23 protein-coding genes are annotated in these 22,991 nt (G+C 72.6%); 10 read left to right on the forward strand and 13 right to left on the reverse strand.

The annotated features are described in order from the left end of the window. Nucleotides 1–8: 8 nt before the first annotated feature. A complete protein-coding gene (locus Q1A09_RS09235) occupies nt 9–773 on the reverse strand; it encodes an endonuclease/exonuclease/phosphatase family protein (RefSeq protein WP_299953872.1) in 765 nt (254 codons plus the stop codon). Between the two features lie 64 nt (nt 774–837). Here Q1A09_RS09235 and Q1A09_RS09240 point away from each other — a divergent pair, with 64 nt between their 5' ends. Then, nucleotides 838–1,389: a nucleotidyltransferase gene (locus tag Q1A09_RS09240; RefSeq protein ID WP_299953874.1), complete on the forward strand. Its 552-nt coding sequence runs from the start codon at nt 838–840 to the stop codon at nt 1,387–1,389. 107 nt (nt 1,390–1,496) lie between these two features. Here Q1A09_RS09240 and Q1A09_RS09245 read toward each other — a convergent pair whose 3' ends face one another. From Q1A09_RS09245 to Q1A09_RS09255, 3 genes are read right to left on the reverse strand one after another with little or no spacing between them, the layout of a single operon-like run. Next, nucleotides 1,497–2,276 (reverse strand): succinate dehydrogenase/fumarate reductase iron-sulfur subunit, encoded by a 780-nt coding sequence (locus Q1A09_RS09245; protein WP_299953876.1) that lies wholly within the window; start codon nt 2,274–2,276, stop codon nt 1,497–1,499. Then, entirely contained in the window at nt 2,273–4,219 is a 1,947-nt protein-coding gene (locus tag Q1A09_RS09250) for a fumarate reductase/succinate dehydrogenase flavoprotein subunit (RefSeq protein ID WP_299953879.1), read from the reverse strand. The genes Q1A09_RS09245 and Q1A09_RS09250 overlap by 4 nt, the downstream gene beginning before the upstream one ends. 17 nt (nt 4,220–4,236) lie before the next feature. Further along, the gene (locus tag Q1A09_RS09255) at nt 4,237–4,947 is read right to left on the reverse strand and encodes a succinate dehydrogenase cytochrome b subunit (RefSeq protein WP_299953882.1); all 711 of its coding nucleotides are present in this window, start codon (nt 4,945–4,947) and stop codon (nt 4,237–4,239) included. Between the two features lie 218 nt (nt 4,948–5,165). Here Q1A09_RS09255 and Q1A09_RS09260 point away from each other — a divergent pair, with 218 nt between their 5' ends. From Q1A09_RS09260 to Q1A09_RS09270, 3 genes are all read left to right on the forward strand, one after another. Beyond that, complete coding sequence (locus Q1A09_RS09260) at nt 5,166–5,777, forward strand: sulfite oxidase-like oxidoreductase (RefSeq protein ID WP_299953885.1); 612 nt, start codon at nt 5,166–5,168, stop codon at nt 5,775–5,777. Then, on the forward strand, nt 5,777–6,559 hold the full coding sequence (locus tag Q1A09_RS09265) for an FAD-binding oxidoreductase (RefSeq protein WP_299953888.1): 783 nt from the start codon (nt 5,777–5,779) through the stop codon (nt 6,557–6,559). Before Q1A09_RS09260 ends, Q1A09_RS09265 begins: the two co-directional genes overlap by 1 nt. Nucleotides 6,560–6,635: 76 nt before the next feature. After that, nucleotides 6,636–7,643 (forward strand): iron-siderophore ABC transporter substrate-binding protein, encoded by a 1,008-nt coding sequence (locus Q1A09_RS09270; RefSeq protein WP_299953891.1) that lies wholly within the window; start codon nt 6,636–6,638, stop codon nt 7,641–7,643. 111 nt (nt 7,644–7,754) lie between these two features. Here the strand turns inward: Q1A09_RS09270 and Q1A09_RS09275 are convergent, their stop codons facing one another. Next, on the reverse strand, nt 7,755–9,866 hold the full coding sequence (locus Q1A09_RS09275) for a catalase (protein WP_299953894.1): 2,112 nt from the start codon (nt 9,864–9,866) through the stop codon (nt 7,755–7,757). 244 nt (nt 9,867–10,110) lie between these two features. On the opposite strand from Q1A09_RS09275, the gene Q1A09_RS09280 reads away from it, so the two are divergent. Beyond that, nucleotides 10,111–10,932, forward strand: coding sequence for a formate/nitrite transporter family protein (locus Q1A09_RS09280; RefSeq protein WP_299953896.1), 822 nt, complete (start codon nt 10,111–10,113; stop codon nt 10,930–10,932). Between the two features lie 3 nt (nt 10,933–10,935). Here Q1A09_RS09280 and Q1A09_RS09285 read toward each other — a convergent pair whose 3' ends face one another. Then, nucleotides 10,936–11,484, reverse strand: a complete 549-nt coding sequence (locus Q1A09_RS09285; protein ID WP_299953898.1) for a DUF1990 family protein — start codon at nt 11,482–11,484, stop codon at nt 10,936–10,938. 53 nt (nt 11,485–11,537) lie between these two features. Here Q1A09_RS09285 and Q1A09_RS09290 point away from each other — a divergent pair, with 53 nt between their 5' ends. The 3 genes from Q1A09_RS09290 to Q1A09_RS09300 all read left to right on the forward strand — a co-directional run bounded on the left by Q1A09_RS09290 (nt 11,538) and on the right by Q1A09_RS09300 (nt 13,357). Beyond that, entirely contained in the window at nt 11,538–12,395 is an 858-nt protein-coding gene (locus tag Q1A09_RS09290; RefSeq protein WP_299953901.1) for a HipA family kinase, read from the forward strand. Further along, nucleotides 12,392–12,787 (forward strand): DUF3037 domain-containing protein, encoded by a 396-nt coding sequence (locus Q1A09_RS09295; RefSeq protein ID WP_299953903.1) that lies wholly within the window; start codon nt 12,392–12,394, stop codon nt 12,785–12,787. Before Q1A09_RS09290 ends, Q1A09_RS09295 begins: the two co-directional genes overlap by 4 nt. Before the next feature lie 186 nt (nt 12,788–12,973). Next, the gene (locus tag Q1A09_RS09300) at nt 12,974–13,357 is read left to right on the forward strand and encodes a VOC family protein (protein ID WP_299953905.1); all 384 of its coding nucleotides are present in this window, start codon (nt 12,974–12,976) and stop codon (nt 13,355–13,357) included. A gap of 5 nt (nt 13,358–13,362) precedes the next feature. Here Q1A09_RS09300 and Q1A09_RS09305 read toward each other — a convergent pair whose 3' ends face one another. The 5 genes from Q1A09_RS09305 to Q1A09_RS09325 all read right to left on the reverse strand — a co-directional run bounded on the left by Q1A09_RS09305 (nt 13,363) and on the right by Q1A09_RS09325 (nt 17,049). Then, nucleotides 13,363–13,656, reverse strand: coding sequence for a 4a-hydroxytetrahydrobiopterin dehydratase (locus tag Q1A09_RS09305; RefSeq protein WP_299953907.1), 294 nt, complete (start codon nt 13,654–13,656; stop codon nt 13,363–13,365). A 127-nt stretch (nt 13,657–13,783) separates the two neighbouring features. Next, a complete protein-coding gene (locus Q1A09_RS09310) occupies nt 13,784–14,497 on the reverse strand; it encodes a phosphoadenylyl-sulfate reductase (RefSeq protein WP_299953909.1) in 714 nt (237 codons plus the stop codon). After that, nucleotides 14,494–14,664 carry a hypothetical protein gene (locus tag Q1A09_RS09315; RefSeq protein WP_299953912.1) on the reverse strand — a complete coding sequence of 57 codons (171 nt, stop codon included), beginning with the start codon at nt 14,662–14,664 and terminating at the stop codon, nt 14,494–14,496. The genes Q1A09_RS09310 and Q1A09_RS09315 overlap by 4 nt, the downstream gene beginning before the upstream one ends. A 2-nt stretch (nt 14,665–14,666) precedes the next feature. Then, nucleotides 14,667–16,346, reverse strand: a complete 1,680-nt coding sequence (locus Q1A09_RS09320) for a nitrite/sulfite reductase (protein ID WP_299953913.1) — start codon at nt 16,344–16,346, stop codon at nt 14,667–14,669. Between the two features lie 220 nt (nt 16,347–16,566). Next, complete coding sequence (locus Q1A09_RS09325; RefSeq protein WP_299953915.1) at nt 16,567–17,049, reverse strand: Rrf2 family transcriptional regulator; 483 nt, start codon at nt 17,047–17,049, stop codon at nt 16,567–16,569. A 27-nt stretch (nt 17,050–17,076) separates the two neighbouring features. Between Q1A09_RS09325 and Q1A09_RS09330 the strand changes: the two genes are divergently transcribed. Continuing rightward, nucleotides 17,077–17,838: a (deoxy)nucleoside triphosphate pyrophosphohydrolase gene (locus Q1A09_RS09330; RefSeq protein WP_299953918.1), complete on the forward strand. Its 762-nt coding sequence runs from the start codon at nt 17,077–17,079 to the stop codon at nt 17,836–17,838. Between the two features lie 12 nt (nt 17,839–17,850). Here Q1A09_RS09330 and Q1A09_RS09335 read toward each other — a convergent pair whose 3' ends face one another. Further along, nucleotides 17,851–19,215 (reverse strand): TldD/PmbA family protein, encoded by a 1,365-nt coding sequence (locus Q1A09_RS09335; protein WP_299953920.1) that lies wholly within the window; start codon nt 19,213–19,215, stop codon nt 17,851–17,853. After that, nucleotides 19,215–20,726 (reverse strand): TldD/PmbA family protein, encoded by a 1,512-nt coding sequence (locus Q1A09_RS09340; protein ID WP_299953922.1) that lies wholly within the window; start codon nt 20,724–20,726, stop codon nt 19,215–19,217. Before Q1A09_RS09340 ends, Q1A09_RS09335 begins: the two co-directional genes overlap by 1 nt. Nucleotides 20,727–21,125: 399 nt before the next feature. Here Q1A09_RS09340 and Q1A09_RS09345 point away from each other — a divergent pair, with 399 nt between their 5' ends. Next, entirely contained in the window at nt 21,126–22,844 is a 1,719-nt protein-coding gene (locus Q1A09_RS09345; protein ID WP_299953924.1) for an ABC transporter family substrate-binding protein, read from the forward strand. Nucleotides 22,845–22,991: the final 147 nt, after the last annotated feature.

Genomic DNA, 22,991 nt, shown 5'->3' on the forward strand with positions numbered 1-22,991 from the left:
GCAGAGCCTCAGGCCTCGACGTCCACGGTGAGTGCCCGGTGGTCCGACAGCGGCAGCCGCGGGGCCGAGGTGGCGGTCACCCGGCCCAGCGATCCCCGCAGCAGCACGTGGTCCAGCTGCCGGTCCGGCTCCTCCAGCGGGAAGGTCAGGCCCTCGGCCAGCGGCGCCCAGCCGGTCACCGCGGCCGGTGTCGGCGGGGTCATGTTCAGGTCGCCCATCAGCACCAGCGGCCCCGGGAACGCGGTCAGGTCCCGGCGCAGCCGGCGCAGCTGCAACCGGTTCCAGCCGGGCACGAACGACAGGTGGGTGTTGACCACGGTCAGCTCGCCGTGCGGGGTCTGCACCACCGTGACGACCGCGGCCCGCGGCTCCTCGTGCACCTTGATCACCTTGCGTGGCCCGGGCAGCCACATCGGGAAGGTGAACGGGATCGCCGGCAGCCGGATCACCTGGCACGAGCGCACCGGGTACCGCGACAGCAACGCGATCCCGTACTCCGCCGTCCCGGGCTGCTCCCGGCCGGTGGCCGCCATCCAGGTGGCGCCCGGGGTGCCCGCGATCGCGGCGACGAACCGGTGGGCCACCGCGCCCATCGCCTCGGCGGCCACCGCGGTCAGGTCCGCGTGGTGCGAGCGGGGCTGCTCCCGGTCCACCTCCTGCAGGGCGAGCACGTCCGCGTCCAGCTCCCGGACGGCGTCGGCGAAGCGGTCCACGTCGACCCGGTCGTCGGCCGGGGAGCGTCCGTGCAGGATGTTGAAGGTCGCGAGTCGCACGCGTGTGCGCCTACCCGTTCGGGTAGACGCACACCCGATCTGGCCGATGGACCCGAGGAGTTCTGTGACCGCCGACCGCGACGCCCTGCGGACCGCCCTGAAGCGCACGGCGTCTGCGCTCAAGCACGACGGCGTTCCGTTCGCCCTCGCCGGCGGCTATGCGCTGTGGGCCCACGGCGCCCCGGAGTCGGAGAACGACGTCGACTTCGTCGTCGCCGAGGGGGACACCGAGCGGGCCGCCAACGTGCTGGAGGCGGCCGGCTTCGAGATCGTCCGGCCGCCGGAGGACTGGCTGTTCAAGGCGTGCACCGACGGCGTCGTCGTCGACGTGCTGCACCGGGTCGTCGGCGAGCCGGTCGACGCCGAGCTGCTGGACCGCTCGGCGGAGATGGACCTGCTCGGCGTCCGGATGCCGGTGCTGCCGGCGACCGACCTGCTCAGCAGCAAGCTGCGGGCGATGACCGAGCACTACTGCGACTTCGGCGCGCTGCTCCCGCAGGTGCGCGCCGTCCGGGAGCAGCTGGAGTGGGAGCGGCTGCGCAAGGAGGTCGACGGCAACGACTTCGCCGCGGCGTTCCTGTTCCTGGTCGACCGCTTGGGCGTGAGCACCGACTGAGCCCCGGACGACGAACGGGCCGGCACCCCCGAGGGGGTGCCGGCCCATGAAGGACCCCGTCCTCCTCACCCCTCGCAAGCTCGGGGCGAGCCTCTGGACGGGGCCGATCAGCTCGTCGGCACCGCGCCGGCGCGCAGGGCGCCGAGCAGGTCGTGGTTGAGCCGGGAGATGGTCTCCATCGAGATGCCCTTCGGGCACACCGCGGAGCACTCGCCGATGTTGCTGCAGCCACCGAAGTCCTCGGCGTCCTGCTGGCCGACCATCTTCAGCACCCGGGCGTCGCGCTCGGGCTGGCCCTGCGGCAGCAGCCCGAGGTGGGCCACCTTGGCGGCGGTGAACAGCATCGCCGAGCCGTTCGGGCAGGCCGCGACGCAGGCGCCGCAGCCGATGCAGGTCGCGGCGTCGAAGGCGGCGTCGGAGTCCTTCTTCGGCACCGGGACGGCGTGCGCGTCGGGGGCGGTGCCGGTCGGGACGCTGATGAACCCACCGGCGGAGATGATCCGGTCGAAGGCCGAGCGGTCGACCGCGAGGTCCTTGACCACCGGGAACCCACCGGAGCGCCACGGCTCGATGTCCAGCACGTCGCCGTCGGAGAAGGACCGCATGTGCAGCTGGCAGACCGTGGCCTGCTCCGGGCCGTGCGCGATGCCGTTGATCATCAGCCCGCACGAGCCGCAGATGCCCTCGCGGCAGTCGTGGTCGAAGGCCACCGGGTCGTCGCCGTCGAGGATGAGCTTCTCGTTGAGGACGTCGAGCATCTCGAGGAACGACATGTCGGGCGAGACGTCGGTGACGTGGTAGGTCACCATCTTGCCCTTCTTGGTCGCGTCGCGCTGACGCCAGATGCGCAGCGTCAGGCTCATGGTGCGTGTCTCGGTGCTGGTCACTTGTAGCTCCGCTGTGCGAGGTGGACGTACTCGTACTCGAGTGCCTCGCGGTGCAGCACCGGCGGGACGTTCTCGGGGGTGTACTCCCACGCGGCGACGTAGGCGAAGTTCTCGTCGTCGCGCAGCGCCTCACCCTCAGGCGTCTGGCTCTCCGCCCGGAAGTGCCCACCGCAGCTCTCGTTGCGGTGCAGTGCGTCGACGCACATCAGCTCGGCGAGCTCGATGAAGTCGGCGACCCGGCCGGCGTGCTCCAGGTTCTGGTTGAAGATGCCCTGCTCGCCGGAGACCTTGACGTTGGTCCAGAACTCCTGGCGGATCTCGGGGATCCGGTCCAGCGCCTTGCGCAGGCTCTCCTCCGAGCGCTCCATGCCGCACAGGTCCCACATGAGCTTGCCGAGCTCGCGGTGGAAGGAGGCCACCGTGCGGGTGCCGTTGATCGACAGCAGCTTCTCGGTCTGCGTCTTGACCGCCTGCTCCGCCTCGACGACCGCCGGGTGGGTGGCGTCGACCTTCTCGAACGGGCCGTCGGCCAGGTAGTCGTTGATCGTGTTCGGCAGCACGAAGTAGCCGTCGGCCAGGCCCTGCATCAGCGCGCTGGCACCCAGCCGGTTCGCGCCGTGGTCGGAGAAGTTGGCCTCACCGATCACGAACAGGCCCGGGATGGTCGACTGCAGGTCGTAGTCGACCCACAGCCCGCCCATCGTGTAGTGGACCGCCGGGTAGATCCGCATACCGGTCTCGTACGCGTCCTCACCGGTGATCCGGTTGTACATGTCGAAGAGGTTGCCGTACTTGGCCTCGATCGCCTTGCGGCCCAGCCGCTGGATCGAGTCGGAGAAGTCCAGGTACACGCCCAGCCCGTTCGGGCCCACGCCGCGGCCCTCGTCGCAGACGTTCTTGGCCTGGCGCGAGGCGATGTCGCGGGGCACCAGGTTGCCGAACGCCGGGTAGATGCGCTCGAGGTAGTAGTCGCGCTCGTCCTCGGGGATCTCCCGCGGGTCCCGGGTGTCACCGCGCTCCTTGGGCACCCACACGCGCCCGTCGTTGCGCAGCGACTCGCTCATCAGCGTCAGCTTCGACTGGTAGTCGCCGCTGACGGGGATGCAGGTCGGGTGGATCTGCGTGTAGCAGGGGTTGGCGAACAGCGCGCCCCGCTTGTGCGCCCGCCAGGCCGCCGTGACGTTGGAGCCCTTGGCGTTCGTGGACAGGTAGAAGACGTTGCTGTACCCGCCGGAGGCGAGCACCACGACGTCGGCCATGTGCGAGGTGATCTCACCGGTGATCAGGTGCCGGACGACGATCCCGCGGGCCCGGCCGTCGACCACGATCAGGTCGAGCATCTCGGTGCGCGGGTGCTGCTCGACGTTGCCCAGCCCGATCTGCCGCTCCAGCGCCTGGTAGGCGCCGTACAGCAGCTGCTGGCCGGTCTGGCCGCGGGCGTAGAAGGTGCGCGACACCTGGGCGCCACCGAAGGAGCGGTTGTCCAGCAGGCCGCCGTACTCGCGGGCGAAGGGCACGCCCTGGGCGACGCACTGGTCGATGATCGCGGTGCTCACCTCGGCGAGGCGGTGCACGTTGTCCTCGCGGGAGCGGAAGTCGCCGCCCTTGACCGTGTCGTAGAACAGCCGGTGCACGCTGTCGCCGTCGTTGCGGTAGTTCTTCGCGGCGTTGATCCCGCCCTGCGCGGCGACCGAGTGGGCGCGGCGCGGGCTGTCCTGGAACCAGAAGTTCTTGACCCGGTAGCCGGCCTCGGCCAGCGTCGCCGCGGCCGAGCCGCCGGCCAGGCCGGTGCCGACCACGATGACCGACAGCCGGCGGCGGTTGGCCGGGTTGACCAGCCGGGCGCGGAACCGGCGCTCGTTCCAGCGGTCCTTGATCGGGACGTCGCGGGGTGCCTTGGTGTCGGCGATCGGCTCGCCGACGGTGAAGAGCTCGAGAGGCATGGGAGTGTCCTTCTCTCTCAGTCGATCAGGCCGAAGGCGACGGACAGCGGCACCAGCAGGAAGCCCACGGTCAGCACGGTGGCGATGACGTACGCCAGGCCGTTGACCGCGCGCTCGCGCTTCTTGTTGGTCTGCCCGAGGGTCTGGGTGGCGGCGAAGATGCCGTGCCGCAGGTGCAGCCCGAGCAGCAGCATCGAGACGACGTAGAACGCCGTGACGGGGATGTTCGAGAAGCTGGCGACCAGCCGCTCGTAGGGCGTGCTGTCGTGGCCCTCGGGGTTCACCGCACCGAGGGTGAGGTCGAGGATGTGCCAGATGATGAACAGGGCGAGGATCAGCCCGCCCCAGCGCACCGTGCGCGAGGCAAAGCTCTGCTGCACCCGCTTCTTGGTCGCGTAGGGCACCGGCCGGGCGCGCCGCGCCTGGCGCCAGAGCGAGATGGCCGCCCAGAAGTGCAGCACCACCGCGGCCAGCAGCACCAGCCGGATGATCCAGAGCGTCGTCTGGGCCGGGAGTGCCGGTTCGCCGATGGTGCGGATCCAGCCGGAGTAGGAGTTGAACTTCTCCGCGCCCTGGAACGCCTTCAGGTTCCCGATCATGTGGGCGATCAAGTAGAGGATCATGATGATCCCGCTGACCGCCATGACCGTCTTCTTGACGACCGAGTTGTTGAACCGCCCGGTCTTTGGGGCCTTGCGCTGGCCCGGTTGCGTCGTCACTGTCGCCACGGGGCTCACGGTATGCCTCTTCACACATGACACCCAGGTGAACCCGCCGTGACTCAGCTCATGTAAGGCAGGCCTCACTCCGAGAACGGGTGCAGCAGTCGCAACGAGGCAGGCGTCCGCGGTGTTCCCCCTGCGACGCGGACCAGGGGAGACAGCCCGCCCCGGCGTGGAGGAAGATCGCCGCTGACACCACCTGCCCTGCCCCGAGAGGACCCGACGTGCCCGGACCCACCCGCGGTTTCCTCGGCCGCCGCCGTTCGGCCGGTGACCCCCGGCTGCCACCTGGCCAGTACGACGTCGGCGGTGACTGGCCGGTGCTGACCGCCGAGCCGACGCCGCGGATCACCCCGGCCGACTGGACGATCACCGTGGACGGTGAGGTGGCGACCCCGACCACCTGGACCTGGGACGAGGCGCACGCGCTGCCGGGTGCCGAGTACCGCGGCGACATCCACTGCGTGACGACGTGGTCGAAGTTCGACACCCACTTCGCCGGGATCAGCGTCGACTCGCTGCTCGACGTCGCGCAGCCCACCGCCGAGGGCCGGTTCGTGATGGCCACCTCGAAGACCGGCTACACGACCAACCTGCCGATCGAGGACGTCACCGGCGGCAAGGCCTGGCTGGTCTGGGAGTTCGACGGCAAGCCGCTGACACCCGAGCACGGCGGTCCGGTGCGGATGCTGGTGCCACACCTCTACTTCTGGAAGAGCGCCAAGTGGATCAGCCGGATCACCCTGCTCAAGCGCGACCAGCAGGGCTTCTGGGAGCAGAACGGCTACCACGACCGGGGCGACCCGTGGCGTCAGCAGCGGTACCAGGGCGACTGATGGTGGACCCGATCGCCGGGGCGGACTCGGGGGCCACGTCGGCGACGGCCGGCGGTCCGCCCGGTGGGGGAGCGGCCCCGACCGGCGCGTGGCGCACCGCCACCGTCGCGGGGCTGCGGCGGCCGATCGCCCGCTCGGTGGAGCTGCGCCTGGACGTGCACGACCGCATCGACCACCTGCCCGGCCAGCACTACGTCGTCCGGCTGACCGCCGAGGACGGCTACACCGCCCAGCGGTCGTACTCGGTCGCGTCGGCGCCGGGTGACCCGCTGGTCGAGCTGTTCGTCGAGCGGCTGGACGACGGCGAGGTCTCCACCTACCTGGCCGACGTCGTCGAGCCCGGCGACGAGCTGGAGGTCCGCGGCCCGATCGGCGGCTGGTTCGTCTGGGACGGCGCCACCCCGGCGCTGCTGGTCGGCGGCGGCAGCGGAGTGGTGCCGTTGGTGGCGATGGTGCGGCACGCGCGGGCCATCGGGCGCCTCGACCTGCTGCGGGTCGCGGTCTCGGCCCGGACGCTGGATGCGTTGCCCTACGCCGAGGAGCTGGCCGAGGCCGGCGCCCTGGTCGTGCTGACCCGGGAGGCGCACGGCATCCGGCCGGCGGCCCGGCTGACCTCGATGGACCTGCTCCCGCTGTGGGAGCCGGGGCAGACCGCGTTCGTGTGCGGGTCGGCGGGCTTCGCCGAGGCGGCCAGCCAGCTCCTGGTCGGTCTCGGGATGCCGCCGGCGTCGGTCCGGGTGGAGCGCTTCGGGCCGTCGGCGCTGGAGCAGCCGAAGCGCTGAGCCGGGCCCTCGGTGCGCGGCCGACGAAGGCAAGGCTAACCTCTTCTCGTCCGACGTTGATCTCGAGGAGCCTGCCGTGCCCCGCCGTCCTGCCCGCCGTGCCGCCGTCCTGGTCGCCGGCCTCACCGCCGTCCTCGGGCTCACCGCCTGTGGCGGATCCGACTCCGGCGACGCGCCCGCCGCCGAGGAGTCGTCCGGGTCGAGCGCGTTCCCGGTGTCCATCGAGAACAAGTTCGGCACCACCGAGATCCCCGAGGAGCCCGAGCGGGTGGTCACGGTCGGGTTCAACGACCAGGACTTCGTGCTCGCCCTCGGCGTGACCCCGGTCGGTGTCCGGGAGAACCTCGGGGACTACGACGCGACCCAGCGGCCGTGGGCCGCCGAGCAGCTCGACGGCGCGGAGCTGCCGACCGTCGGCGGCACCGAGATCGACGTCGAGGCCGTGGCCGCGCTCGACCCGGACCTGATCGTCGGCGTGTACTCGTACATGGACCAGGCGGTCTACGACCAGCTGTCGGGCATCGCCCCGACCCTCGCGCAGACCGACGACCACGCCGACGGCGCGACGCCCTGGCAGGAGCAGACCCTGCTCACAGGTGAGGCCCTGGGCCGCGAGGAGCAGGCGCAGGAGCTGGTCGACGAGGTCGAGGGCGCCTTCGACCAGGCGATCGAGGACAACCCGGGCTTCGCTGGGACGTCGATCGCGGTGGACCTGACCGGGGTCGGCTCGGGCCACTACCTGCTCGGTCAGGACGACCTGCGCACCCAGTTCTTCACCGACCTGGGCTTCAGCGTCCCCGAGGCCAGCACCGATGTCAGCCAGGAGCGCCTGGACCTGCTGGACGCCGAGGTCCTGGTGCTCAACGGCTACACCGCGGAGGACACCGCCGCCGAGCCGCTGCTGGCCGCGCTGCCCGTCGTCACCGAGGACCGGACCGTGCACCTGGGGTCCTACAGCGGTGAGGTGAGTGCCGCCCTGGGCTACGGCAGCCCGCTGTCGCTGCCCTGGCTGCTCGACCGGGTCGAGCCGGCGCTGGCCGCGGCCGCCGACGGCGACCCGGCCACCGAGGTGCCCGAGGTCTGACCCGAGGACCGAGACACGACGGGCCCGGTGCGCAGCTGCGCACCGGGCCCGTCGTGGCCCCTCGCGGGGGCCCGCCGCGAGCGTGCCAGCGGGGGGCGAGGGGGTCCTTCCTCAGGCGGCCGGGGGCACCGAGCTGGCCGTCACCAGCTCCGCGCGGTCCCACACCCGGTGCTGGGCCATCGTGGTGATCAGGTCGGCGGCGAGCGCGGCGCCGTCGTCGGCGCTGAGCACACCCGGGCCCGAGGCGTCGATGCCGGCGGCGGTGAGCACCTCGGTGCCGTCGCCCCAGGTGCCGAACGCCTTCAGCTGGCGGAAGGCCTCGTGCAGCAGCACGACCGCCTTGATGTCCTTCTCCTTCGGCGCGCCGTCGGCGACGACCACCGCGTCGAACTCGATCGACCGGGCGGTCACGTAGGTGCGCTCGACCACCTGCGCGGTCTTCCCCGAGCCGAGCTCCCCGCCGAACGGTGCCAGCACCTTCACCTGGGCGCCGGCCGCCTCGATCGCCTCGCGGAAGGCGGCGATGCCCGCCAGGTCGGCGTCGGGTCCGGCGATGACGGCCACCTGCCGACCGTCGATCGGGTAGGCCTCCCCGGTGACCTGCGCGAGCGCGGGCGAGGGATCGAGGTGGTCGACGAGATCCGGCTTCGGGGCGGGCAGGCCGAGCCCCGCGGCGACCTTTTCGCACAGCTCGGTGTCGATCTTGGCCAGCACGTCGAGCGCCCGGAGCTTGATCTCCTTCTCGTAGACCTTGCCGAGCTCGAAGGTGTACGCCTCGGTGGTGTGCACCTTCTCCGGCTCGGACAGGCTGGCGTAGAACATCGCCGGCTGGGAGAAGTGGTCCTCGAACGAGGACTGGCTCTCCCGGACGACGTCGCCCTCGACGTGCCGCGGCACGGTGACGTAACCGCCGTGCTCCCAGTCCGCCGGCACCGGCTCGCCGCCGTCCACCCAGTTGGGCAGGTAGGGGGCGTCGCCCTCGGGGATGCCCTGCTGCATGAACCCGTCGCGGTGGTTGTCGTTCACCGGGGCGTGCGGGCGGTTGATCGGGATCTGCCGCCAGTTCGGCCCGCCGAGCCGGGTGAGCTGGGTGTCCAGGTAGGAGAAGTTGCGGCCCTGCAGCAGCGGGTCGTTGGTGAACTCGATGCCCGGGACGACGTGGCCGGTGTTGAACGCGACCTGCTCGGTCTCGGCGAAGTAGTTCGTCGGGTTGGCGTTGAGCACCAGCTTGCCGATCGGCTGGACCGGGACCATCTCCTCGGGGACGATCTTGGTCGGGTCGAGCAGGTCGATGCCCTCGTACATCTGCTCGTCGTTGTCCGGGAACACCTGGACGCCGAGCTCCCACTCGGGGAAGGCGCCGGCCTCGATGGCGTCGGCGAGGTCGCGGCGGTGGAAATCCGGGTCGGCGCCGGCCGCGATCTGCGCCTCCTCCCAGGTGAGGGAGTGCACGCCCAGCTTCGGCGTCCACTTGAACTGCACCAGCACGGTCTCCCGCGCCTCGTTGACCAGCCGGAAGGTGTGGACGCCGAAACCTTCCATCATCCGGTAGGAGCGCGGGATGCCCCGGTCGCTCATGTTCCAGATCGTGTGGTGGGTGGCCTCGGTGTGCAGCGTGACGAAGTCCCAGAACGAGTCGTGCGCCGACTGGGCCTGCGGGATCTCCCGGCTGGGGCTGGGCTTGCCCGCGTGGATGATGTCGGGGAACTTGATCGCGTCCTGGATGAAGAAGACCGGCATGTTGTTGCCGACCAGGTCCCAGTTCCCTTCCTTCGAGTAGAACTTCACCGCGAAACCGCGGGTGTCCCGGGCGGTGTCGGCCGAGCCGCGCGACCCGAGCACCGTGGAGAACCGGACGAAGACCGGCGTCTGCAGGTCCTTCTCGGCGAGGACGGCGGCGCGGGTGATGTTCCCGGCCGTCCCGTAGGCGGTGAAGACGCCGTGCGCGGCCGCGCCGCGGGCGTGCACCACGCGCTCGGGGATCCGCTCGTGGTCGAACGCGTTGATCTTCTCGCGGAGGTGGAAGTCCTCCAGCAGGGTCGGGCCGCGGCGGCCGGCCTTGAGCGAGTGGTCGGTGTCCGGGATGCGGACGCCCATCGGCGACGTCACGAACCCACCGGCCTGGGCGCGCGGGTCACGACCGTCCTCCGGGCCCTCGTAGCCGACGCCGGTGGCGCTGACGGTCTTCGGGGCGGACTGGTCGGGCTTGCGCTTCGGAGGCACGTGGTTCTCCCTGCTTCTCGGGATGGGGTCGGTGCCACCTACCCGGCCCGGCGGACGCAGGAAACGATCACTCCCGCTGGCCGGGATCCCGGTGCTCCCGCCCGGCGGACTCGCTGCCCACCCGTGCCGGGTCGGCGCCGAGGGCCGGTGGGTGCGCCGACGGGGTGTGGGTCGGGCGCGACCGGGTAGGGGGCGCCGGACCGCGGCGGTAGTCCCCGTGCCGCCGAGGTGAGGAGGATCGTTCGTGACCGTCGACGAGGAGAGCGCCCGCGAGGAGCTCGGCGAGACGGCGGGGTCCACCGAGGACGAGCTGCAGGTGGCCTTCGACACCATCGTCAGCGAGGGTGCCCAGCGGTTGCACCGCAGCTGGCGGGAGGTGCTCACCACCGGGTTCGCCGGTGGCCTGGAGGTCGGCACCGGCGTGCTGCTGCTGCTCGCCGTCTACGCCGAGACCGGCAGCCACCTGCTGGCCGGGATCGCCTTCTCGGTGGGCTTCATCGCGCTGCTGCTGGCCCGCAGCGAGCTGTTCACCGAGGGCTTCCTCGTCCCGGTGACCGCGGTCGTCTCCGGTCGGGCCAGCGCCGCGCAGCTGGGGAAGCTCTGGAGCGGCACCCTGCTGATGAACCTGCTCGGCGGGTGGCTGTTCATGTGGCTCGTCGTCCGGGCCTTCCCCGACCTGCGGGCCACAGCGATCGAGAGCGCCGTGCACTTCGTGGATGCCCCGCTGGACCTGCAGTCGGCGTCGCTGGCCGTGCTGGCCGGTATCGCCATCACGCTGATGACCCGGATGCAGCACGGCACGGAGTCCGACCCGGTGAAGGTGGTGGCGGCGGTGGCGGGCGGCTTCGTGCTGGCCGGCCTGCAGCTGTTCCACTCGATCCTGGACTCGCTGATCATCTTCGGCGCGCTGCACGCCGGTGCACCGTTCGGCTACGGCGACTGGCTGGCCTGGTTCTGGTACACCACCCTGCTGAACATGGCCGGCGGACTGCTGGTGGTCACCCTGCTGCGGCTGGTGCGCAGCAAGGAGATGATCAAGAACGAGCGGGCCCAGGCGGGGCGCTGAGCCTCACCCGCCGCGCGCTGCCTGGCGCATCGCCGTGACGTAGCGGTCCAGTGCCAGGGTCTGCACCCGGCTGCTCACCGGCCCGCCGAGCCGGGCCAGCGGCGTGGCCAGCCGGGAGAAGGCCCGCAGCGTGTAGACGACGTCGCCGTCGGGGCGCCGGGTGACGACGAAGGACTCCTCGCCGCTCTCCGGGTGGCCGGGCAGGGTGCCGTAGCCGAACCCGCGGCGGTCGGGCTCGTCGACGACCCAGACCACCCGGCAGGGGATGTCCAGGCCCAGGCGGCGCAGGCCGGCGGTCATCAGGACGACGGTGCCCGGCGTGCTGGCCGGGCCGTCGGCCTGGATCCGCAGCCCGGCACCGCGCTGCGCACTCCAGCGGAACACCGCTGCCGACGCGCGGTCGAACGCGGCCGCACCCGAGCCGATGACGTGCTCGCGCTCGACGTGGTGGTAGCCGGCGGGCAGGTCGCCCTCCCGGGTCGCGCCCACCTCGCGGTAGGTGAACGGGGCGTCGGCCAGCTGGGCGAGCGTCATGGCGCGGAGGAGTCCCACGGCGTCCAGTCTCCCCGGGCGGCCCGGGCGCGGCCGGTAGGGTCCAGCGCACTGTGCTCGCCGCCGTCTCCGCCACCCGCTACGTCACCCCGCTGCGCGAGGGTGGCTCGCTGCCGGGGCTGATGGAGGCCGACGACCTCGGCACCTACGTGGTCAAGTGGCGGGCCGCGGGGCAGGGCGTGAAGGTGCTCGCCGCCGAGGTGGTCTGCGGTGAGCTGGCCCGCCGGCTGGCGCTGCCGGTGCCCGCGCTGGTGACGGTGGACGTCGTCCCGGAGCTGGCGGTGGGGGAGCCGGACTTCGAGGTGCAGGAGCTGCTGCGCAACTCCGCCGGGGTCAACCTCGGCATGGACTACCTGCCCGGCGCGCTGGACTTCGAGGCCGGCGCGGCCCAGGTGGAGCCGGAGCTGGCCGGGCGGGTGGTGTGGTTCGACGCGCTGATCGGCAACGTCGACCGCTCGTGGCGCAACCCGAACATGCTGTTCTGGCACGGTCGGCTGCACCTGATCGACCACGGCGCCGCGCTCACCTTCCACCACAACTGGCCCGGCGCCGCCGCCTCGGTGACCCGGGCCTACGACGCCGCCCAGCACGCGCTGGTCGAGTGCGCCCCCGACGTGCGCGCCGCCGACGCCGCGCTGGCCCCGCGGGTCACCCGCCCCCTGCTCACCGAGGTGCTCGCCCAGGTGCCCGACGCCTGGCTGGAGGGCCCCGACCCGGACGAGCCCGCCGACGAGGTGCGGGCCCGCTACGTCGAGCAGCTGCTGGCCCGGCTGGCCGCCCGCGACGCCTGGCTCCCCGGAGTGCTCGCCGCCGCCGCGGCCGGCGGCGCCGGCCGGGGGAGCGCCCCCCGCGGGCAGAACCGGCCCTCGTGGCTCGGCCCACCCCCGCCCGAGGGGGTGACCCAGCGATGACCGCGTGCGAGACGTTCGAGTACGCGGTGCTCAGGGTCGTGCCCCGGGTGGAGCGGGGGGAGTCGCTGAACGCCGGGGTGCTCGTCTACTGCCGGCAGCGTGACTACCTCGGCTCCCGGGTGCACCTGGACGCCGACCGGCTGCGTGCCCTCGACCCGACGGCGGACCCGGCGGCGATCACCGCCGCGCTGCAGGCCGCCGCGGACGTCTGCTCGGCGGCGGTCGCCTCCGGGGCGGCCGGCCGGGAGGCGCTGGGCTCGCGGTTCCGCTGGCTGACCGCACCCCGCAGCACCGTCGTCCAGCCCGGCCCGGTGCACACCGGCCTGACCGCCGACCCGGACGCCGAGGCCGACCGGCTGCTGCGTCTGCTGGTCCTCCCCGTCGAGGGCTGAACGGGGTCGGGAACGGCCAGGGCGGCAGCTGACCCCGGCCGACGAGGCCCTGTGCCGCCCGTCGCTGTGGGCTGGCCTCGGTGCAGGGCGCCGGGCGGGCACGCACACGTCCACCCGACGGGCGTACGCCCGGTCGAGCAGACCGACGGGGCGGTTCCTGTCCGACCTGTCCGGTAGACCATCCGCATGGAGATCTCCGCGGTGGGCGTCGCCGCCACCGACCTGCGCCGGGCCGTCGCCTTCTACGAGCTGCTCGGGTTCCGCTTCCCACCGTTCGGCGACGACGAGGAGCACGTCGAGGCCGAGGCGGGCCCCGGGGCCCAGCTGATGATCGACGGCGCCGCGATGATGACCGGTCTGCTGGGTGAGCCGCCCCGTCCGGGCAACCTGGCCGTCTTCGCCACCCGGCTCACGACCCCGGCCGAGGTCGATGCGGTCGCCGGTCGGGTCAGGGCGGCCGGGCACGCCGTCGTCACGGAGCCGTGGGACGCCCCGTGGGGACAGCGCTACGCCACGGTCGCCGATCCCGACGGCCACCGGATCGACCTGTATGCGCCGCTGGGTTCCTGACCGGGTCAGCCGGGGAACAGCGCGTCGACCCGGCGGGCGAGCTCGAGGTCCAGTTCGGTGAGGCCGCCCGCGGAGTGGGTGACCACCGCGACGCGCACCCTCGTCCAGCGCAGGTCGAGGTCGGGGTGGTGGTCCAGCAGCTCGGCGACGTCGGCGATCATGCTGATCGCCTCGACCGCGGCCCGGAAGCTGGGCAGCTCGAGCGTCCGTCCGATGCCGTCCGTGCCGCCCGACCACAGCGGCAGGCCGCCCAGTGCGGCGGCGACGTCGTCGGGGGACAAGCGCGGAGGACGCGGCATGCGCCGATCATGCCCGCCGGAACGGCCCCGTCCCAGCGGCCCACGACGTGCGGATCGCGTGGCCCTGATGCAGGGGCCCGTTCTGAGCTCGCGAAGGACGGGGGGCAGCAGGGTCCTTCCACCTTCTTCAGGTGTGCAGCCCGCACTCGACCTTGTTCTTGCCGGCCCAGCGGCCGGCACGCGGGTCCTCGCCCGGGGCGACCGGGCGGGTGCAGGGAGCGCAGCCGATCGAGGCGTAGCCGATCTCCGACAACGGGTTCACCGGCACCTGGTGCTCGGCGATGTAGGCGTCGACGTGCTCCTGGGTCCAGGCGGCCAGCGGGTTGACCTTCACCATGCCGCGCTTGGCATCCCAGTCGACGACCCTGGTGCCCGTGCGGGTGGCCGACTCGTCGCGACGCACGCCGGAGCCCCAGGCGGTGAAGCCGGCCAGCGCCTGCGCCAGCGGCTGCACCTTGCGCAGCGAGCAGCACAGGTCCGGGTCCCGCTCGTAGAGCTTCGCGCCGTGCGCGGCGTCCTGTTCCGCGACGGACTGCAGCGGCTGGACGTCGTGCAGCGTGATCGGCAGGACGCTGGTGATCCAGTCGCGGGTGCCGATCGTCTCGGCGAAGTGGTAGCCGGTGTTGAGGAACACCACGTTCACCCCGGGGACGGCGCGACTGGCCAGGTGCGCCAGCAGCCCGTCGGCCATCGAGGAGGTGATCGCGAACGAGTCCCCGAAGGTCTCCCCGGCCCAGGCGAGCACGGCCAGTGCCTGCTCGACCGGGTCGGCGATGCCCTCGAAGCGGGCATCGGCCTCGGCGGCCAGCTCCGGTGTCGGCTGGACGACAGCGGTGGTCACGGTCGGTTCACCCCAGTTCCGGTCAGGTGCACGGTGAAGGTGCGCAGGCACGACGTGCAGTGCCAGCCCTCGTCCTCGGGGACGAGCTCCTCGTCGCCGCAGTACGGGCAGTGGAACACCGGGAGCTGCCGGGTCCTTCCCCGCCGCGGCTCGCCCTCCTCCGACATGGTCAGACCAGCCACTCCTCGTCGGCGCGCGCGACGTACTGGGCGAACCGCTCGCCCGGCTCGCGCCGGTCGAGATAGCCGCGCAGCACCCGCTCGCAGTAGTCCGCCGTCTCGTCCTTGGTGATCTTGTGGCCGCGGAACTTGCGGCCGAACGAGGCCTCGACCCCGAGGTGACCGCCCAGGTGCACCTGGAAGCCCTCGACGCTCTCGCCCTCGGCGTTGCGGACGATCATGCCCTTGAAGCCGATGTCGGCGGTCTGGAAGCGGGCGCAGCTGTTCGGGCAGCCGTTGACGTTGATCCCGATCGGCTCGTCGAACTCCGGCAGCCGCCGCTCGAGCTCGGCGTAGAGCTCCTGGGCGTGCGCCTTGGTCTCCACGATCGCCAGCTTGCAGAACTCCAGGCCGGTGCAGGCCATCGTGCCGCGGCGGAAGGCGCTCGGGCGCACCAGCAGGTCGTGCTCGGCGAGGGCGTCCACCAGCTCCTCGACCCGGGCGTCCGGGACGTCGAGGATGACCAGCTTCTGCTGGGTGGTCGTCCGGATCCGGCCGCCCTGGGTGCCGTACTCCTCGGCGAGGTCGGCGATCCGGGTGAGCAGCGTGCCGCTGATCCGGCCGGTGCGCAGGGCGAAGCCGAGGGCGTTGTTGCCGTCCTTCTGCTTGCTGACCCCGACGTGGTCGCGCTGGTCGTGCTTCGCCGGGTCCGGAGCGGGGCCGTCGGGCAGCTCGGCGTGCAGGTACTCGTCCTGCAGCACCTGGCGGAACTTCTCCGGACCCCAGTCGGCCATCAGGAACTTGATCCGGGCGTGGTTGCGCGACCGGCGGTAGCCGTAGTCCCGGAAGATCGAGGTGCACGCCGCCCAGACGTCGGACACCTGGTCGGGCCGGACGAAGACGCCGATCCGCTTGGCGAACATCGGGTTGGTCGACAGGCCGCCGCCGACCCACAGGTCGTAGCCGGCCTCGCCGGCCTCGTCGACCACGCCGACGAAGGAGACGTCGTCGATCTCGGGCTCGGTGCAGTGGTCGACGCAACCGGACATCGACGTCTTCCACTTGCGGGGGAGGTTGCTGAACTGCGGGTCGCCCAGGTACTTCTCCACGGTCTGGGCCAGCACCTCGGAGGCGTCGATGACCTCGTCGGCGAGGACGCCGGCGAGCGGGCAGTTCAGCATCACCCGCGGGACGTCGCCGCAGGCCTCCATCGTGCTGAGGCCGACCGACTCCAGCCGTCGCCAGATCTCCGGCACGTCCTCGATCCGGATCCAGTGGTACTGGACGTTCTGCCGGTCGGTGACGTCGGCGACGTCCCGGCCGAACTCGGTGCTGATGCCGCCGAGCACCCGGAGGGCCTCACTGGTCAGCTGCCCGCCGTCGATGCGTGCCCGCATCATGAAGTAGGAGTCCTCGAGCTCCTCGGCCTCCAGCACGGCGGTCTTGCCGCCGGGGATGCCCTGGGCGCGCTGGGTGTAGAGGCCCATCCAGCGCATCCGGCCGCGCAGGTCACCGGGGTCGATGCCGTCGAAGCCGGTGTGCGCGTAGATGTCCAGGATCCGCTGGCGGACGTCCAGGCCGTCGGAGTCCTTCTTCATCCGCTCGTTCGGGTTCAGCGGCTCGCGGTAGCCCAGTGCCCACTGGCCCTGTCCGCGGACGGGGCGGTTGCTGGAGCGGGTGGGGGTCGACACGTCAGTCGTTCTCCTCTGCGCCGGCACGGGGTGCGTGCGCGACGCGGCCGGGTGCGGGTGCAGCGGGAGGCTGCGGGGAGCGGGGGCCGTGGTCAGCGCGGAGCGCGACAGGCGGCGCTGGAGACCCGCGCCAGATCGACGTGCAGGCGCGCCACGAGGAGAGCGCCGCAGTCCGTCACGGTCCGATCGTGCCACACCGGGACGCCGGAGGGGTGGGCCATCAGTCGGCGGCGGGGACGCCGAAGGAGCGCCAGGCGCTCTCCAGCTCGATCATCTCCGCCACCTGGGGCGGCATCCGCCCGGCGACCACGTCGGCCAGGGTCACGTTCTCCAGCACCCGGCGGTAGGCCTCGCGGGCAGCCACCCAGACCGACGCCAGCGGTTCCGCGGCCCCGGGATACTCGACGTCCTCGGGGCGCTGGCCGTGCACCTCGGCGAGGAAGCCCTGCTCCACCCGCATGACCCGGGCGATCGAGACCTCCGCGGGCGGCAGGGCCAGCCGGTACCCGCCCTCCCGGCCGCGCTGGCTGGTGACCAGCCGGGCGTGCTGCAGGTCGCCCAGGATCGCCTGCAGGAAGCGGGCCGGGATGCCCTGCGCCTGCGCGATGCGGTCCGACGTCAGTGACGCCGGCGCCACGGCGGCCAGCTCGACGGCGGCCCGCACGGCGTAGTCGACCCGGGCGGAGATGCGCACGGAGCCCATCCTGCCTGGTCTGCGAAGCTGGGCCGCGTGTCCCAGCTGCGGTTCACCACCTTGGTGGAGGCCCCGCTGACCGTTGCGTTCGACGTCGCGCGGTCACTCGGGCGGCCCTGGCCCCGGCCGCTGCGGGAGGTCGTCTCCGAACGGCCCTGGCGCGACGTCCACGAGGCGGAGCTGAGCGGGCGGCGCCGGCTGGTGCACACCCGGGAGTTCGCCGCCACCGGCGCCGGCACGCTGGTGCACGAGCAGGTCGACTGGCAGACCGCGCTGCCGGGGCCGCTGGGTGGCCTGGTCGACCAGACGGTGCTGCGCCGCCGGCTGGTCCGGGCGATGCAGGCGCACCTGGACGCCTACGCGGCCGCCGCGGCCCGCCGGGCCGCCGACGTCACCCAGGTCGTCGGCGCCGCGCTGGTCGACGACCGCAGGCGGGTGCTGGTCGCCCAGCGCGGGGCCGGTCCGCTGGCCGGTCTCTGGGAGTTCCCCGGCGGCAAGGTCGAGCGCGGTGAGGCCGAGCTGGCCGCGCTGGTCCGGGAGTGCCGCGAGGAGCTGGCCGTCGGCATCGCCCCGCAGGCATTCCTCGGTGAGGTGCCGCTGGACGGCGTCGTCGCCGGCGGTGCCCCCGGCGCGTCGACGCTGCGGGTGTGGTGGGGCCGGATCACCGCCGGCGAGCTGGTCGCCGCCGAGCACAGCAAGCTGCGCTGGCTGCCCGCCGAGGACCTCGAGGAGCTGCCCTGGATCCCGGCGGACCGCCCGCTGCTCCCCGCCGTCCGCTCCCTCCTCGCCCGCCTCTGACGGTCCGGTGCCTCAGCCGGCGGCGTTGCCGGTGATGTTCCAGGCGGCCAGCCGCAGCGCCGGGACGGCGACCCGGTTGTAGCCCATCGGGCCCATCAGCCGGTACGGCTGCGGGTCGACCTCGGAGCCGACGACGACCGCCCCGGGGGCCAGCGCCTCCAGGTAGGACTGGGTGAACCGCAGCGTGCTCACCGGCGCGACCAGCTGCCCGTCCTCGACCAGCCAGACGCCGTTGCGGGTCAGCCCGGTCCAGACCGAGCGCCGCGCCTCGACGACCCGGGTGTACCAGAGGTCGCTGACCAGCAGCCCGCGCTCCAGCCCGGCGACCAGGTCGGTCACGCTGCCGCCGGAGCCGGGGGAGAGCACCGGGTCGCCGGCGACCGGGCCCCACGTGGTGCTGACGTCGGAGGCGTGCCCGGACGGCGCCCGGTCCAGCGCCGCGGCGGTCCGCCGATCGGTGGTCAGCCCCACCGGGACGCCGTCGCGCACCAGTTCGGTGCGGGCGGTGGGCGTGCCCTCGGTGTCGAAGGGCAGCCCGACGCCGGCGGCCGGGTCGTCGGTGAGGGTGACCGCCGGGTCGAACTGCTGCTCGCCCAGGCGCAGCCCCGAGGTCCCGTCGACGACGGCCTTGCCGTTGAACTGGCCCGACACCAGCCCGCCGACCAGGTCGGTGACCGCGGCCGGCTCCAGCACGACCGGGTAGGAGCCTGGGTCGACCGGTACGGCGTCGACGCCGGCCCGGGCCTTGGCACCGGCCCGGGCGCCCAGTGCGGCGCAGTCGAGGTCGGCGAGGCGGGCGGACATCGACCGGGCGACGCCGTCGGCGCCGGAGAGCCGGGCGATGCCGTCGCAGATCGCCGAGGTGGTCGCGCCGCGCAGGTGCCGGCCGGCGGTGTCGGCGAGCACGGTGCTGAGCGCGGCGGTCTGCACGAAGCCGGCGGTGCTCAGCCCGCCCGCGGCGGCGACGAACGCGGCGACGCCGGCGGCCCGGTCGGCGGGGGAGGCGGCCGCGGTCGCCTCGTCCGGGGAGCCGGCGGAGGTCAGCGGTGCCGGCTCGCCGAGCCCGGGCCAGCTGGGGTCGCGAGGGCGCAGCCGGGCGGCGGCGAGGGTGGCCGCGACCAGGTCGGCGACCGCGTCGGGGCGGGACCGGGTGGTGGCGGCGGTCGCCGTCCGGCCGCCGTCCACGGTCAGCTGCAGGTGCAGCGTCACCTGCTCGTCGGCGACGTTCTGGTGGATCGCGGAGTCGGCGAAGCGGGTCAGCGCCAGCGTCGAGCGCTCGGCGCGGACGGTCGCCGCGGCGTCGGCGCCGGCCTGCCGGCGCACCTCGCCGAGGACGGCACCGGCCAGGTCGTCGAGGAGGGAGTCGGGGGAGGGCATCACCCGCGCACCCCCACCCGGACGCCGGAGAAGCGGGCCGGCGCCGCGCCGTGGCCGGTGTGGCCCACCTGCCCGGGCTGCCCCTTGCCGCAGTTGGGCGTGCCCCAGGCCCGCCACTCACCCGGCGCGCGGCCGGCGAGCATGTCCAGCGAGGACCAGAAGCGCGGCCCGATCCCGGTGTAGGAGGGGTTCTTGAGCATCCGGCCCTTCCGGCCGTTGCGCACCTCCCAGCCGATCTCGCAGCCGAACTGGAAGTTGAGCCGGCGGTCGTCGATCGACCAGGAGCGGTTGTGCTCCATGAGCACGCCGTCGTCGGTGGCGGCGATCATCTCCTCCAGCGTGTGCGGGCCGGGCTCGAGCCCGACGTTGGTCATCCGGACCATCGGCAGGCGGGCGTACCCGTCGGCGCGCACGGAGCCGGCGTACCCCAGCCCGGCGAGGGCGGCGGAGTCACGGCCGGCCAGCACGCCCACCCAGGTGCCGTTGCGCACCGCGTCGCGGGCGGTGGCCGGGGTGCCCTCGTCGTCGTAGCCGAAGGAGCCCAGCGCGCCGGGGATGGTGGGGTCGATGGTGATGTTCATCAGCTCGGAGCCGAAGCGCAGCGAGCCGAGCTGGGAGAGGTCCAGCCAGGAGGTGCCGGCGAAGGCCGCCTCCCAGCCGAGGATGCGGTCGAGCTCGATGGCGTGCCCGACGGACTCGTGGATCTGCAGCGACATCTGCTCCCCGCCCAGCAGCAGGGTCGTCTCGCCGGCGGGGCACGCCGGCGCGGTGAGCAGCTCCTGGCACTCGGCGGCGATCCGGTCGGCGTGGCCGGGCAGGTCGAGCTCCCGCACCAGCTCCCAGCCGCGGGTGCCGTACTGGCCGCGGAAGGCCGGGTAGGAGCGGCGCTGGGTCTCCCCGTCCCCGACGGTGAGGCAGTGCATGCCGGCGCCGGTCTCCCGGACGTGCTGCCCGATCCGGGCGCCCTCGCTGGAGACGAACGCGGTGCGGGTGTCCCAGGCCTGGTGCAGCGCCTCGGCCACCGCGACCCCGGCCGCCCGCATGGTCGCGGTGACCCCGGTGAGCAGGTCGCCCTTCTCCGCCAGCGGCACGGTGAAGGGGTCCTCCAGGCACTCGCTGGCCCAGTCGGCCTGCACGGCCGGGACGGCGACGAGCTCCATCGGCGGCCCGGGGACGGCGGCCGAGGCCTGGGCGATGGCGGTGGCCCGCGCGCCGGTGCGGCGGGCGTCGGCGTCGCCGGCCGGGTCGCCGAGGGCGGCGAAGCCCCACGAGGAGCCGACCAGCGCGCGGACGCCCAGCCCGACGGAGGTGGTCTGGGACAGCGAGCGGACGTCGCCGTCGCGGGCGGTCATCGACTCGTGCCGGCGGTCGACCAGCCGGGCGTCGGCGTACCGGGCCCCGGCCGCCAGCGCGGCCTCCACCGCAGCCGCCGCCGCCTCGAAGGCGGCCGGGTCGACCGCGGACGAAGCGCCGCCCCGACCTGCTCCACCGCGACCAGGTTCATTAGCCATGCTCATCATCGCGGACCATCCTCCGCCCCCGTCCGGCACCACACAAGGAGCGGCCGCCGCCCGTCGCGGACCGGGTGCCGGGAAGGCGGTGTCGAACGGTTGATCAATTGCTGCGGAGAGATCATCGAAGCGTCGAAAAGTGTCCGGTCGCAACGGTTGTATTGCGTCGGTGTTTCGCGTTCTCCCAGGTGGTCGTTTGCACAGGTCACAAAATGATGACGGTCGTGGACTGCCTCTTCCGGCTCTGCCTAGGGTCTGCCCCGTCGCTCCTGTCCGTCAGCGTCCCGACAGCTGCCTGACAGCGTGCGTTCACGCACGACCCCCAGTCCGTCCGGTGATCCCGGGTCGGTCAGACCTGATCGTTCCTCCCGCTTCCGCGGGTCGAGGAGGCAATCCAACGTGAAGTTGAGCAAGCGCAGTGCGATGCTCATCGCGACCGGGCTCACCGGTGCGATGGCGCTGTCGGCCTGTGGCGGCGGCAGTGACGACGGTGGCGGCGACGGCGAGAGCGGCGCCTCGGGTCGGGTCGTCTTCGGTGAGTCCACGGACTTCCCGGAGAACCTGTACCCGAACATCGCGGCCGGCAACGCGACGTCGGTGGCCAACGTGCTGATCCGCGTCCTGCCCTCGCCGTACCACATCCAGCCCGACTTCACCGTCGAGTACAACGACGAGCTGCTGACCGAGGAGCCGACCCTCGAGACCGACGGCGGCACCCAGGTCAACACCTACTCGATCAACGAGGAAGCGGTCTGGAGCGACGGCACCCCGATCACCGCCGACGACTTCGAGTTCACCTGGCAGGCCAACCGCAGCGGCGACCCGGCCGACGGCGGCTGCCCCGCCGTCCTGTCGACCACCGGCTACGACATCATCGAGAGCGTCGAGGGCTCGGACGACGGCAAGACCGTCACCGTCACCTACACCACGCCGTTCGCCGACTGGCAGGGCAACTTCGAGAACCTGCTGCCGGCCCACCTCATGGCCTCCGAGGACCCGGTCGCGCTCTGCGAGACGATCACCACCGGCTGGCCGATCTCCGAGGGCCTGCCGGAGAACATCTCCGGTGGCCCCTGGCAGGTGTCGAACATCGACGCCGGCACCCAGGTCATCGTGCTGACCCCCAACCCGGAGTGGTGGGGCGACGGCCCGAACCTCGAGCAGCTGATCATCCAGAACATCGGCAACGACCCGACGACCGCCGTCCAGGGCATCCAGTCCGGTGAGCTCGGCGTGATCTACCCGCAGCCGCAGCTGGACCTGGTCGAGCAGATCCAGGCGCTGGAGCCGAACGTCGAGAGCGAGATCAGCTTCGGTCTCTCCTTCGAGCACGTCGACCTCAACACCCAGGACCCGCACCTGGCCGACCCGAACGTCCGCACGGCCTTCGCCTACGCGCTGGACCGTGAGGAGATCGTCGACCAGACCGTCGGCCAGTTCTCCAGCGACGCGCAGGTCCTCAACAACCGGATCTGGCTGAACACCCAGCCCGAGTACGAGGACACCGCACCGGAGGAGGTCAAGACCCAGAGCGTCGACGCCGCCCGCGCGCTGCTCGAGCAGTCCGGCTACACCGCCGGCGCCGACGGGATCTACACCCACCCCGAGCGTGGCCCGCTGAACATCCAGATCGACACCACGGCGAACAACCCGCTGCGGCAGACGACGATCGAGGTGATGATCCCGCAGCTGCGCGAGGCGGGCATCAACGCGACGTTCAACGCCAACCCGGACATCTTCGCCGGTGCCGAGCAGCCGACCAGCCTCGAGGCCGGCGGTTTCCAGGCCGCGCTCTTCGCCTGGGTGGGCAACCCGTTCGTCACCTCGTCGCAGTCGATCTACCAGACGCCGCAGGGCGACAACGTCCAGCAGAACTACTCCCGGATCGGGACGCCGGAGATCGACGCCCTCTTCGCGGAGCTGGGCACCACGCCGGAGCGCGAGCGGCAGGCGGAGCTGGGCAACGAGATCGACGCCCTGCTGTGGGAGCAGATGGCCACCATCCCGCTCTACCAGAAGCCGACCTTCATCGCGTACCAGTCCTCGATCGAGGGTGTGCAGGACAACCCCACCGAGGCCGGTCCGCTCTGGAACTCGCAGACCTGGACGATCGAGTGACCTCGGTCGCCTGAGCACCACCTGCACCGAGCACCACCCGCACCGAGCAACACCCGCACTGAGCACCACCGGACCCGGCGCCGCCCCCCGCGGCGGCGCCGGGACCCGGGCCCACGGCCCCCTGGGATCACTCCCGGGGGGCCGTGG

The organism is uncultured Modestobacter sp., assembly GCF_947486615.1.
GTDB lineage: Bacteria > Actinomycetota > Actinomycetes > Mycobacteriales > Geodermatophilaceae > Modestobacter.